This window comes from Cellulomonas iranensis NBRC 101100 = JCM 18110 (assembly GCF_001552375.1).
Taxonomy (GTDB): Bacteria; Actinomycetota; Actinomycetes; order Actinomycetales; family Cellulomonadaceae; genus Cellulomonas; species Cellulomonas iranensis.
Map to the genome: position 1 here is coordinate 20693 of NZ_BCRB01000014.1, position 12638 is coordinate 33330.

General features: G+C 73.0%; 10 protein-coding genes. 8 read left to right on the top strand and 2 right to left on the bottom strand.

Annotation, left to right across the window (positions count from 1 at the left end; genetic code table 11):
• Positions 1–104 precede the first annotated feature (104 nt).
• The 5 genes from CS2_RS04495 (at position 105) to CS2_RS04515 (ending at position 5035) form a co-directional block, all read left to right on the top strand.
• On the top strand, positions 105–947 hold the full coding sequence (locus CS2_RS04495; protein WP_201775262.1) for an ABC transporter ATP-binding protein: 843 nt from the start codon (positions 105–107) through the stop codon (positions 945–947).
• Entirely contained in the window at positions 944–1852 is a 909-nt protein-coding gene (locus tag CS2_RS04500; RefSeq protein ID WP_082739880.1) for an ABC transporter permease, read from the top strand. Before CS2_RS04495 ends, CS2_RS04500 begins: the two co-directional genes overlap by 4 nt.
• 130 nt (positions 1853–1982) lie before the next feature.
• Positions 1983–3011 (top strand): ABC transporter substrate-binding protein, encoded by a 1029-nt coding sequence (locus tag CS2_RS04505; protein WP_070319055.1) that lies wholly within the window; start codon positions 1983–1985, stop codon positions 3009–3011.
• 27 nt (positions 3012–3038) lie between these two features.
• Positions 3039–3680, top strand: coding sequence for a cysteine hydrolase family protein (locus CS2_RS04510; RefSeq protein ID WP_070319056.1), 642 nt, complete (start codon positions 3039–3041; stop codon positions 3678–3680).
• 53 nt (positions 3681–3733) lie between these two features.
• Positions 3734–5035 (top strand): MFS transporter, encoded by a 1302-nt coding sequence (locus CS2_RS04515; RefSeq protein ID WP_134851260.1) that lies wholly within the window; start codon positions 3734–3736, stop codon positions 5033–5035.
• A 50-nt stretch (positions 5036–5085) separates the two neighbouring features.
• On the opposite strand, the gene CS2_RS04520 is transcribed toward CS2_RS04515, so the two are convergent.
• Together CS2_RS04520 and manD are read right to left on the bottom strand one after the other, a co-directional pair.
• Positions 5086–7251, bottom strand: a complete 2166-nt coding sequence (locus CS2_RS04520; RefSeq protein WP_070319081.1) for an alpha-glucuronidase — start codon at positions 7249–7251, stop codon at positions 5086–5088.
• Positions 7252–7256: 5 nt separating this feature from the next.
• Positions 7257–8492: a D-mannonate dehydratase ManD gene (gene manD / locus CS2_RS04525; protein ID WP_070319058.1), complete on the bottom strand. Its 1236-nt coding sequence runs from the start codon at positions 8490–8492 to the stop codon at positions 7257–7259.
• A 145-nt stretch (positions 8493–8637) separates the two neighbouring features.
• Here manD and CS2_RS04530 point away from each other — a divergent pair, with 145 nt between their 5' ends.
• The 3 genes from CS2_RS04530 (at position 8638) to CS2_RS04540 (ending at position 12592) form a co-directional block, all read left to right on the top strand.
• Complete coding sequence (locus tag CS2_RS04530; protein WP_070319059.1) at positions 8638–9690, top strand: LacI family DNA-binding transcriptional regulator; 1053 nt, start codon at positions 8638–8640, stop codon at positions 9688–9690.
• Positions 9691–10038: 348 nt separating this feature from the next.
• Positions 10039–11547: an alpha-N-arabinofuranosidase gene (locus tag CS2_RS04535; RefSeq protein WP_070319060.1), complete on the top strand. Its 1509-nt coding sequence runs from the start codon at positions 10039–10041 to the stop codon at positions 11545–11547.
• 46 nt (positions 11548–11593) lie between these two features.
• Complete coding sequence (locus tag CS2_RS04540) at positions 11594–12592, top strand: ABC transporter substrate-binding protein (RefSeq protein WP_070319061.1); 999 nt, start codon at positions 11594–11596, stop codon at positions 12590–12592.
• Positions 12593–12638: the final 46 nt, after the last annotated feature.

Sequence of the window (12638 nt, forward strand, 5' to 3'; positions counted from 1 at the left end):
TCATCGGGGCCTCCGTTACAGCGCCGTTACGTGGGACGTACGCCGGTGAAACGAGCCCGGCGTAGAACATCTATAGATTATAGAACCGACGAGAAGGAGCCCCCGTGACCACGACCCTGGCACCGGCCCCGAGCGGGTCCGCCACCGGCACGACGAGCGACGCGCAGCTCGTCGTCGAGCACGTGCACCGCCGGTTCCCCAGCCCCGAGGGCGGCACGGTCGACGCGCTCGTCGACGCCGACCTCACCGTCCGCCCCGGCGAGTTCATCTCGCTCATCGGCCCCAGCGGCTGCGGCAAGAGCACGCTGTTCAACCTCATCGCCGGGCTCGACACCCCCACCGAGGGGCGCATCCTCATCGACGGCGTCGACCGGTCCGGGCAGCAGGGCCTCGTCGGCTACATGCTCCAGAAGGACCTGCTGCTGCCGTGGCGCACCGTCCTGGAGAACGTGGTCCTCGGACTCGAGATCGGCGGCGTGCGCCGCAAGGCCGCGCAGGCCATCGCGAAGCCGCTGCTCACCACGTACGGGCTCGGCGGCTTCGAGGGCCGGTACCCCGCGCAGCTCTCGGGCGGCATGCGGCAACGCGTCGCGCTGCTGCGCACGATCCTGTTCAACCGCGACGTGATCCTGCTCGACGAGCCGTTCGGCGCGCTCGACGCGCAGACCCGCGAGCACATGCAGGAGTGGCTCCTCGACCTGTGGGACGACTTCCAGAAGACCGTCCTGTTCGTCACGCACGACATCGACGAGGCCATCTACCTGTCCGACCGCGTCGTCGTGATGTCCGCCCGGCCCGGGCGGATCGTCGCGAGCTTCGACGTCCCCCTCGACCGTCCCCGCAAGCCGTCGGTCGTCACGAGCGCCGAGTTCGTCCGCCTCAAGGCCGACGCGCGCGAGCTGCTCAACGGCGCCCACCGGACCCACGACGCCCAGGAGACCCGATGACCGCCACGGCCACCGCGCCCGCCACGACCCCGCCGGCCGGCCCCGCGGCCGCGCCCGTCACCGCGCAGGACTCGCTGCGCGAGCTCGGCCGCCTGCGCAGCAGCGTGCTCCCGGTCGTCCGGCGCCGCCGCGGTCCGAGCGAGCCCAGCGCGTGGAGCGTCAACCTGCTGCGCGTCGGGGTGGTCGTCGCGGTGCTCGCGGGCTGGGAGCTCGGCGTGCGGGCCGGCTGGATCGACGCGTTCTTCTGGAGCCAGCCCTCGCGCATCTGGGACACCGCGGTCGTCGCGTTCACGCAGGGCGGGATCCTCGCCGACGTGCGGTTCACGTTCACGTCGACCGTGCTCGGGTTCGTCATCGGCGTCACGGGCGGCGTGGTCCTCGGGCTGTCGTTCTGGTGGTCGCGGCGCTACGCGCTGGTCGCCGAGCCGCTCGTCATCGCGTTCGAGGCGATGCCCAAGCTCGCGCTCGCGCCGATCGTCGTGCTGGTGCTCGGGCTCGGCATGGGCTCGAAGGTCGCCATGGCGACCGCGCTCGTCATCGTCATCCAGACCCTCAACACGTACGCGGCCGTGCGGTCCGTCGACAAGGACCTCACGACGCTCCTGTACTCGCTGGGCGCGTCGCGCTGGCAGGTGTTCCGCAAGGTCGTCGTCCCCTCGACGCTGCCGTGGATCGCGTCGAGCCTGCGCGTGGGCATCGGGCTCGCGCTCACCGGCGCGATCGTCGGCGAGTACATCGGCTCCAACGCGGGCCTCGGCCGGATGATCCACTACGCCGGCTCGACGTACGACATCGCGCTCATCTGGGTCGGCGTGTTCACGCTCGCGATCCTGTCGATGCTGCTCTACGTCGTCGTCTCCGGGCTCGAGCGCCGCCTGCTCAAGGGCCTCGCGCACACCCGCTGAGCCCCCGCCGGCACGCGCGGCCTCCGCCCGCACGCGCCGCCCCCGCGCGTCGACCGCGCACCCCCGAACCCGGGCCCGGACCCCGCCGGCCCCGTCCCCCCCCCGTCACCCCACCCTCGGAGGACCCGTCGTGAAGACCCTCTCCCGTGCTGCCCTCGTCCCGGTCGCCGCGGCCCTCGCGCTCGCCCTCGCGGCGTGCAGCCCCGGCTCCGGCACCACCACCGCCGCGGCCGCCGACGGTGACGCGCCGACGTCGCTCACGCTCGCCGAGCCCGTGCACGGCGTCGGCTACCTGCCGCTCTACGCCGCGCAGGACCTCGGGTACTTCGCCGACGAGGGCCTGGACGTCGAGGTCACGACCCTGACCGGCGGCGGGCACGTCAACGCGACGCTCGCGGGCGAGGTCTTCGGGTTCATCGGCGGCCCCGAGTCCGGTGCGGTCGCCAACGTCAAGGGCGCCGACCTCGTGACCGTCGCCAACGTCGTCAACCGCGGGAACGTGTACTTCGTCGCCGCCACCGGCGAGGAGCCCGCCCCGGGCGCCGACCTGGGGGAGTACCTGCGGGGCAAGACGATCGCCGGCGGCCGCTACGGCGGCACCCCCAACGCGATCCTGCGGCACGTCCTCATCGGCCTGGGGCTGGACCCCGAGACCGACGTGACGCTCCTCGAGATCGAGGACTCCAGCGCGATCCCGTCGGCCGTGCAGGCCGGGCAGGCGCAGGTCGCCGTGGTCGCCGAGCCGCAGCTGGGACTCGGCATCCAGCAGGGACTGTGGGGCGAGCCGATCATCAACCCGCTGCAGCTGCTCGGCCCGTACGCCTACTCGTCGATCGTCGTGCCGCGCGCGACCGTCGACGACGACCCCGAGCTCGTGCAGGCGTTCGTCGACGCGCTCGCGCGGGGGCAGCAGCGCATCGAGGAGGACCGCGCGTACGCCGAGGAGCTCGCCGCCGCGCAGTTCCCGACCATGGAGCCCGCCGTGCTCGCCGCGACCCTCGACCGCGCGTACGCCGACGGCCTGTGGGGCGGCAGCGTGCTCACCGAGGAGGCCGTCGAGACCGCGCTCGAGGTCGCCCGCAGCGGCCAGATCCTCGACGACTCCGCCGTCCCCCAGACGTTCGACGTCATCGCCGACACCCGGTTCGTCCAGGACTGACCCCACCCCCACCCGGAAGGACCCCCCATGACGTACCCCACCTCCCGCTTCGCGCCCGGCACGGCCGCCGTCGTCGTGGTCGACGTGCAGAACGACTTCTGCGACCCCGCCGGTGCGTGCGCGCAGCGCGGCAGCGACGTGGCCGGCGCGGTCGCGATGGTGCCGCGGCTCGAGCGGTTCCTCGACGCGGCCCGCGCGGCCGGCGTGCTCGTCGTGTTCATCCAGACGACGCACGACGCGACGACGAACTCCCCGGCGTGGCTCGCGCGCCGCGGCGACCCGGTGCCCGGTGCGCCGACGCCGGTCGCGACGTGCGCGACCGGCACGTGGGGCGCCGACTTCTACCGGGTCGCGCCGCAGCCCGGCGAGCCGGTCGTGGTCAAGCACCGGTACTCGGCGTTCGCGGGCACGAACCTCGACGTGGTCCTGCGCAGCGCGGGCGTCGACTCGCTCCTGCTCACGGGCGTCTCGACCAACGTGTGCGTCGAGTCCACGCTGCGCGACGGGCTGTTCGCGGAGTACCGCGTGACGCTCGTCGAGGACTGCGCGGCGAGCTTCGAGGCCGAGGCGCACGCGGCCACGGTCGCGAACGTCGAGCAGTACTTCGGCGTCGTCGCCACGAGCGAGGAGATCGGCGCGACGTGGTCGGCGCTCTCCCGGGCCGCGTGAGCACGGGACGCCCCGGCGGCCGGCGCCCGCGGCGCCCCGGCACGGACCGGCCGGTGCGCCCCGCGCGCGCCGGCCGGTCGGCCACCGCGCTGCTCGCGGTGCTCGGCGTGACCTACTGGGCGGCGCACACCATGCTCCGCCCGCTGATCGGCCCGTACGTGCTGGCCGGCGGCGGCAGCGAGCAGCAGGCGAGCCTCGCGCTCGCGTCGTTCGCGATCCTGCCGACGCTCCTCGCGATCCCGCTGGGGGCGCTGACCGACCGGTGGGGCGTCCGCACGCTGCTCGTCGTCGGCGGCGCGACCATGGCGGTCGGCGGCGGTGTGCTGGTGCTGCCGCTCGGGCTGCCGGGCGTCGTCGCGAGCCAGGCCGTGATCGGCGTCGGGACGCTCGCGGTGTGGGTGAGCCTGCAGACCGTGGCGACCCTGCCGCAGGCGGCCGACGAGGCGCCGCGTGCGCGCAACGCGCGGCTCGCGACGTTCTCGCTGTTCCTCGCCGCCGGGCAGGCGGTCGGCCCCGCGCTCGGCACGGGCGTCGCCGAGGTCGGCGGGTACGCCGCGAGCTTCGTGGTCTACACGGCGCTGTCGCTCGTGCTGGTCGGGCTGGGGCTCGCGGTGCGCGTCGAGCGGCCCACCCGCGGAGCCGCCCCCGTGCCCGTGCTGCGCTCGTTCCGCGACGCCGCGGCGATGGTGCGCGTGCCCGCGGTCGCGACGACGCTCGTCGTGAGCTTCACGGCGCTCGTCGTGCTCGACATCCGCACCGCGTACCACCCGCTCGTGCTGGGCCAGGCGGGCGTGCCGCAGTGGCAGGTGGGCCTGCTGCTGTCGGTCGCCGCGGCGGCGGCGTTCGTGTCGCGGCCGTTCTTCCCGCTCGCGATGGCGCGGCTGCGCGAGTCCACGACGGTCGGGCTCGTGCTCGTGGTGTCGTCGGTGTCGGTCGTCGCGGTCGCGTTCGTGCCGCCCGTGCCGTGGCTGCTGGCCGTGCTGGCCGCGGTCAACGGGTTCGCGCTCGGGTTCGCGCAGCCGCTGACGCTCGCGCTCATGGCCGACCACACGCCCGCCGACCGGCGGGGCCTCGCGTCGGGGCTGCGCTCGACCGCCAACCGGGGTGCGCAGCTCGCCAACCCTGCGGCGTTCGGGCTGCTCAGCGGGGTCGTCCCGCTCGTCGGCGCGTTCGGCGTGGTGGGGGGTGCGCTGCTCGTGACGTCGGTCGCGAGCACGTGGGCGCTGCGGCGCGCGGCGCGGTCGACGACGGCGCCGTCGTCCGCGGACGAGGTCGCGCCCCCGGCCGTCAGGCGCCAGGAACCCGGCCGGGCGGCCGCAGCCCCGGCGCCGGTCGCGGTCCCCGACACGGCGTGAGGGGGTGCCGTCGGCGGACGACGGCACCCCCTCACGCGTGGTCCGCGCGGTCAGTAGATCGGGCGACCGCTCGCGTCGGGCACGCCGGACTTGCGGAAGAAGTACGTCCGCACCTGGTCGCGCCACTCGGTGGCCGAGCGCACCTGCTCGGCGAGCCGCTCGGCGACGCGCGCGTGCAGGCGGTCGTCGACGAGCCCGCGCAGGGCCTCCCAGCGCGGCACCCACGACTCGACGACGTCGACCGCGTCGGCGCGCGTGTCGTAGATGTGCTGGATGACGGTGGTGCCGCTCTTCAGCACGTGCTGGTAGGGCACGTGGTGGAAGAACAGCAGCAGCTCGTCGGGGCACGTCGCGAGGTCCTCGTACACCGCGTCCCACGGCGCCGGGTACTGGCCAGTGAACCCGGTGCCCGTCGCGACCGTGCGGTCCACGCCGATCCCGTCGCGGTCGGCGAAGTGGTACGTGCCCCACTTGGAGTACTCGTACCCGTCGACGTTGGGCCCGTAGTGGCCGCGCAGCGGGTCGACCATGAAGCACACGCCGAGCGGTGCGGTGTACTTCTCGTACGTGAGCCACGAGTCGTCCATGAACGCGTGCAGGGTCTCGCGCACGCGCGGGTCCGCGCCGGGGAACGTGAGGTCCAGCCACTCGTCGAGCAGCGCGACCGGGTCCGCCGACGGGTCCCAGGCCAGGCGCCCGTACGCGTACAGGTTGGCCTGCGCGAGCGGGTGCCCCGTCCAGAACTCGTCGTCGCCCACGTTGGACACGGCCGTGATGCCGCCGGCCCGCAGCTGCGCGCCCTCGGGCGTCCGGGGGCCGGGCAGCCCCGACGCGATGTCGGCGACCGTGCGGGTCGCGTCCTCCGCGAGCGGGAAGCCCAGCACGTCGGACCACAGCGGGCCCAGGTAGCACACGTGCTTCTGGTGGCCCGTGTACTCCTGCGTCACCTGCAGCTCGACCGCGACCCGCGTGCGCGGCATCGCCGCGATCACGGGGGACACGGCCTCGCGCACCTGGAAGTCCAGCGGCCCGTACTTGACCTGCAGCACGACGTTGTCGTCGAACCTGCCGTCGAGCGGCGCGAAGTGGTCGTACGCCGCACGCGCGCGGTCGGTGCGCCGGTCGCGCCAGTCCTGCTCGTGGTTGTAGACGAACGCGCGCCAGAACACCGTCCCGCCGTGCGGCGCGACCGCGCGGGCCAGCAGGTTCGCACCGTCGGCGTGGTCCCGTCCGTACGCGAACGGGCCCGGCTGCCCCTCGGAGTCCGCCTTGACGACGAACCCGCCGAAGTCGGGGATCGTCGCCCACACACGGTCGGCCGTCGCGGCCCACCACGCCTGCACGTCGGGGTCCAGCGGGTCGTTGGTCGCGAGCCCGCCCAGGCGCATGGGCGACCCGAACGACACTGACAGGTACGTCCGCACGCCGTGCGGGCGGAACACGTCGGCGACGCGCGCGACGTCCGCGAGCCCGTCCGTCAGCAGCCGCGCCTCGGTGGCGTGCACGTTGACGTTGTTGATCGCGACGGCGTTGACGCCGATCGACCCGAGCAGGCGCGCGTAGTCGGCCACGCGCGACAGGTCGTCGCGCACGCGACCGTCGGCGTAGAAGATCGACCCGCCCGCGTACCCGCGCTCGACCTGCCCCATGACGGGGTGCACGTCGATGTTGTCCCAGTGGTCGAGCATGCGGACGGGCGTCAAGGGCCGCTCGAGGTGGTCGCCGTCGTCGGCCTGGAACGCGCGCTCGCCGAGGCGGACCACGCCGTGGAGCCCGTAGAGCAGGCCGACCGCACCTCCCGCGGCGACGACGGTGGTGCCACCGACCCGGACGCGCCGGACCATGTCGGGTGCGAACTGACCGCCGGTCTCGCCGTCGTAGCGTCCGGCGGTCGCCGCGGCGACCAGGTAGGCCGTGGGGTGGGCGTCGGGGTACCGGCGCTGCCCCGGCCCTCCGGCGCGCGGCGCGACGACAAGGACGAGGTCGTGCGCTCGCACCGTGGCGTCGTCGAGCCGGGGACCGGCGGCGTCGACCACGGTGAGCGTGCCGCCGTGCGCGGCGGTCGCGCGCCGCAGCTCGGCGACGACGGTCTCGCCGACCGGACCGGCGTCGGGTCCGGGGGCGACGAGCACGCGTCGCGAGCCGACGGGTGCGAACGCCGCGTCGGGGAGCCACGCGGGGTGGACGGGCGGGGGGCCGGTGGTGCGGTCGGTCATGGCGGTCACCAGTCGTGCACCGTCCCGTCCTTGAGTCGGTTGAACGGCAGGTACGCCGCCTGGTACGGGTGGCGCGAGGCCGCCTCGTCGTCGTGCTCGACGCCCAGACCGGGGGCGTCACCGGGGTGCAGGTAGCCGTCCTCGAACGTGAAGGACGTCGTGAACACCTCGTACGTCGTCGCGGAGTGCTGCATGTACTCCTGGATCCCGAAGTTGTGGATCGCGAGGTCCAGGTGCAGCGCCGCGGCCATGCCGACGGGCGAGATGTCGGTGGGCCCGTGGATGCCGGACTTGATCTGGTACTGCGCGGCGTAGTCGAAGATGCGGCGCAGCGCGCTGATGCCGCCGGTGTGCGTGACGGCCGAGCGCACGTAGTCGATGAGCTGCTCGCGGATCAGCGTCTGGTAGTCCCACACGGTGTTGAACACCTCGCCGATCGCGAGCGGCGTCGTCGTGTGGTGGCGCACCAGTCGCAGCGCGTCCTGGTTCTCGGCGGGCGTGCAGTCCTCGAGCCAGAACAGGTCGTACGGCTCGAGGTCCTTGCCGAGGCGCGCGGCCTGGATGGGCGTCATGCGGTGGTGGCCGTCGTGCAGAAGCGGCAGCTCGGGGCCGAACTCGTTGCGCACGGCCTCGAAGACCTGCGGGATGTGCCGCAGGTAGGCGCGCGTGTCCCAGTCCTCCTCGGCGGGCAGCGGCGCGCGCTGCGCGGGCTCGTAGTCGTACCGGCCCGACGACGACGGCTGCGCGGCGACCCCGTACACGGCGTCGATGCCGGGCACGGACGTCTGCACGCGGATCGAGCGGAAGCCCGCGTCGAGGTGCTCGCGGATCGAGTCGAACAGCTCGGGCAGGTCACGGCCGGACGCGTGCCCGTACGCCATGAGACCGTTGCGCGACGCGCCACCGAGCAGCTGGTACAGCGGCAGCCCGGCGATCTTGGCCTTGATGTCCCACAGCGCGACGTCGACCGCGGCGATCGCGGCCATCGTCACGGGACCCCGGCGCCAGTACGCCGAGCGGTAGAGGAACTGCCAGGTGTCCTCGATCTTGTGCGCGTCCCTGCCGATGAGGAGGGGGACCACGTGGTCGGTGAGGTAGCTCGCGACGGACAGCTCGCGTCCGTTGAGCGTCGCGTCCCCCAGGCCGACCACGCCGTCCTCGGTGACGACGCGAAGGGTGACGAAGTTGCGGCCTGGGCTGGACACCAGCACCTCGGCGGTGCGGATGGCGGTGCCGGACATCGGGATGGCTCCTTCCGCCCGTCCGCGACGTCGCGGCGGGCACTGGTGAGACTAGGCCTCGACACGGTAGGCTGGCAATCGTTTGCCAGCAACAGCGGCCCCGCGCACCGTCGCACGGGGTCCGACGAGCACACCGGGAGGGTGCATGGCCGTCCGGCGCCAGCCCACGTTGCGTGACATCGCCGCGGCCGCGGGGGTCGCCGTCTCGACCGCCTCGCGCGCCCTCACGCGCCCCGGTCGCGTCAACGCCGACACCGCCGAACGCGTCATGGCCGTGGCCAAGGAGCTCGGGTACATCCCGAGCGCGTCCGCCCGCGCGCTGCTGTCCGGCCGCACCTCGACCGTCGCGCTCGTGCTCCCCGACGTCACCAACCCCGTGTTCTTCGGCCTCGTGCGCGGCACGTCCGCGCGGCTGCGCGAGTCCGGGTACGTGCAGGTGCTCGCGGACACGGAGGAGTCGGTCGAGGTCGAGGCCGACACGCTGCGCAAGCTGCGCGGCCAGGTCGACGGCGCCGTGCTCGCCGCCTCGCGTCTCACCGACGAGCAGATCGCTGCCGCCGCGGCCGACCTCGCGCTCGTCGTCGTCAACCGCACGATCCCCGGGACGCCGGGCGTGCTGCTCGACACCGCGGGCGGCATGGTGCAGGCCATCGAGCACCTCGCCGCGCTCGGGCACACGCGCATCGCCTACGCGGGCGGCCCCGCGACCTCGTGGTCCGACCGGCGCCGCCGCGAGGCGCTCGTGCCCGCGGCCGAGCGCCTCGGCGTCGAGCTCGTCGTGCACGGCCCGTACTCGCCGGTGCGCGACTCCGGGCCCGCCGCGGCGGACGCCGCGCTCGCGGCCGGGGTCACCGCCGTCATGGCGTTCAACGACCTGCTCGCGTTCGGCATCCTCGAACGGCTCGACGCGCTCGGTGTCGACGTCCCCGGGCGCATGAGCGTCACCGGGTGCGACGACATCTTCGGCTCCGACCTCGTCCGCCCGGCGCTGACCACCGTGCGCTCGCCGGTCGAGCGCGCGGGACGCATGGCTGCCGACCTGCTGCTCGCGCGCCTCGACGGGGACGGGAACGGCGCCCACGACGCGGACGGCGACGCGCAGGACGACGCCGACGCCGAGGGCGCCGTGACCGCCGAGCCGGTGCTCATGCCGACGGACCTCGTGCAGCGCGCGTCGACGGGGCGCCCGACCGCCTGACCGTCCCGACCGAACGCCCCGACGCCGTCCGGCGTCGGGGCGTTCGTCGTGACGCCCGAGGCTGGCACGAGCCCCCGCGGTGGTGCGGTACATCGCACGGCTGCGCCGATGTACGTCGACGTGCGAGGTGGACGGCGTGAGCGGGCCGGGCGGCGCCCCGCTCGCGCCGTCCACCGACGCGATCTGTCCCCGCTCGCCCCGGTAGGGCGCCCGTCTCCCAGATCACGGTTCAGATACGACTGTCGTACGTACGACAACCGCGTGTTAGCGTACGACAACCGCCAGCGACGGCGGCAGCACAGGCGAAACCGGGGGCGCTCGCCGACACGTCATCGAAGGAGATGAGCAATGAGCGTCATCCGGGTGGACGCCACACGCGTGCTCGGACGCGTCGACCGACGGCTGTTCGGCGGGTTCGTCGAGCACCTCGGCCGCAGCATCTACGGCGGGCTCTACGAGCCCGGCTCGCCGCACGCCGACGAGCACGGGTTCCGGTCCGACGTCGTCGCCGCACTCAAGGACCTGCGGGTCCCCGTGCTGCGGTGGCCCGGCGGCAACTTCGTCAGCAACTACCACTGGACCGACGGCATCGGCCCGGTCGAGGACCGCCCCACCCGCATGGAGCTGGCCTGGCACCTCACCGAGAGCAACCACGTCGGCACCGACGAGTTCCTGCGCTGGTGCGAGCGCGAGGGCATCGAGCCGTTCCTGTGCGTGAACATGGGCTCCGGGTCGCTCGACGAGGCGCAGTCCTGGGTCGAGTACTGCAACGCGCCCGTCGGCACCTACTGGGCGGACCTGCGCGCCGCCAACGGGCACCCCGAGCCGTACGGCGTGAAGCTCTGGGCTCTCGGCAACGAGATGTACGGCTCCTACCAGGTCGGCTCGCTGCCGGCCGAGCAGTACGTGGTCAAGGCGCGGCAGTTCGCCGCCGTCATGAAGCGCACCGACCCCTCGATCCAGCTCATCGCGTGCGGCAAGGACGGCCTCGACGAGTGGGACCGCATCGTCCTCGAGGGGCTCGCCGACATCGTCGACATGCACTCCATCCACACGTACACCGGGTCGCCGAACTACTGGGTCAACCAGTTCGCGCCCTACCAGGCGGAGCGCGCGCTCACGCGCATGCGCGCACTCATCGACGACGTCGCCTACCGCAAGGGCCTCGACAAGAAGGTCCGCATCTCGTACGACGAGTGGAACGTCTGGTACCGCTACACCGAGGGCATCTTCGCGCCGTCGGACCAGCCGCCGCTCGAGGAGCGGTACGACCTCGGCGACGCGCTCGCGGTGTCCACCTACCTCAACATCTTCCTGCGGCACTGCGACCTCATCGGCATGGCCAACCTCGCGCAGATGGTCAACGTCATCGCGCCGATCTTCACGCGCACCGACAGCCTGTTCCTGCAGACGATCTACCACCCGTTCCGGCTGTACTCGGAGCACACGCAGGCGCTGTCGGTCGACACGTTCGTCGACGGCCCCACGCACGTGCTCGAGGAGCGTCCCGAGTGGGAGCACTGGATCTGGCGGGCCCCGGTGTCCGACATGAACCCGTTCCAGCTGCTCGACGCCAGCGCGACCCGTGACGAGGACGGCACGACGGTCACCGTGACGGTCGTCAACCGGGACCGCGAGAACGCGGTCGACGCGCGCCTCGACCTCGTGGCCGCGCAGGTCACCGGCCTGGCGCAGGTCTCGACCGTGGTCGGCCCCGAGCCCTACGCGACCAACGACTTCGACCACCCCGAGACCGTGCACGTCGTCGAGGACCAGGTCGACCTGCGTGGTGACGCCACGTACCGCTTCGCCCCGCACAGCACGACCGTGCTGCGCATCCCCCTCGCGCTCGTCTGAGCGCGCGGATCCGAACGCACCACAGGAACAGAGAGGTTCTGAGGACATGAAGAAGCGCATCGCAGCGCTCGCGGTGGCCGTCGCGCTGCTCGCATCGGCCTGCACGACGGGGAGCCCCTCGGCGTCGGGGGGGAACGCCGAGCCCGGCTCGCTGCCCACGCTCGAGCAGAAGGACACCTACACGATCGGGTTCTCGGCCCAGCAGTCCGACCACCCGTGGACGATCGCGCTCAACGAGTCGATCAAGTCGGAGGCCGAGAAGCGCGGCCACAAGGTCGTCACGACCGACGCGCAGGGCTCGACCGCCAAGCAGGTGTCGGACGTCGAGTCGCTCATCGCCCAGCGGGTCGACGTCATCGTCATCAGCCCGCGCGAGGAGAAGCCGCTCGCCGAGGCGACCATCAAGGCGCGCGACGCGGGCATCCCGGTGTTCATCGTCGACCGCAAGGTCGACGCGTCGGTCGCCGAGCCCGGCAAGGACTACGTCGCCTACATCGGATCCGACTTCGTGGCCGAGGGGCGCGCCGCCGGTGAGTGGCTCGTCAAGCGACTCGACGGGACGGGCAAGATCATCGAGCTCACGGGCACGACGGGGTCGTCGGCCGCCGACGACCGGCACAAGGGCTTCATGGAGGCGCTCGAGGGCTCGAGCATCGAGATCGTCGCGTCGCAGGACGGCGACTTCGTGCGGGACAACGGGCGTCAGCTCATGGAGACGCTCATCCAGCAGTACCCCGACGTCGACGGCGTGTTCGCGCACAACGACGAGATGATGCTCGGCGCCATCACGGCCATGACCGCCGCCAGCAAGAAGCCGGGCACCGACATCGCGACCGTCTCCGTCGACGGCCAGAAGGAGGCCCTGCAGGCGATCGTCGACGGCACGCTCGGCGCGACCGCGGAGTGCAACCCGCGCTTCGGCCCCGCCGTGCTCGACGCCATCGAGGCCTACGGCAAGGGCGAGAAGGTCACGCCCGAGCAGGTCAACACCGACGCGTTCTACGACGCGTCGAACGCCGCGGCCGAGCTGCCGAACGCCTTCTGACCCACCGGCCGGCGTCCCGGCCCGCCCGCCACGAGCGGTGCGGGCC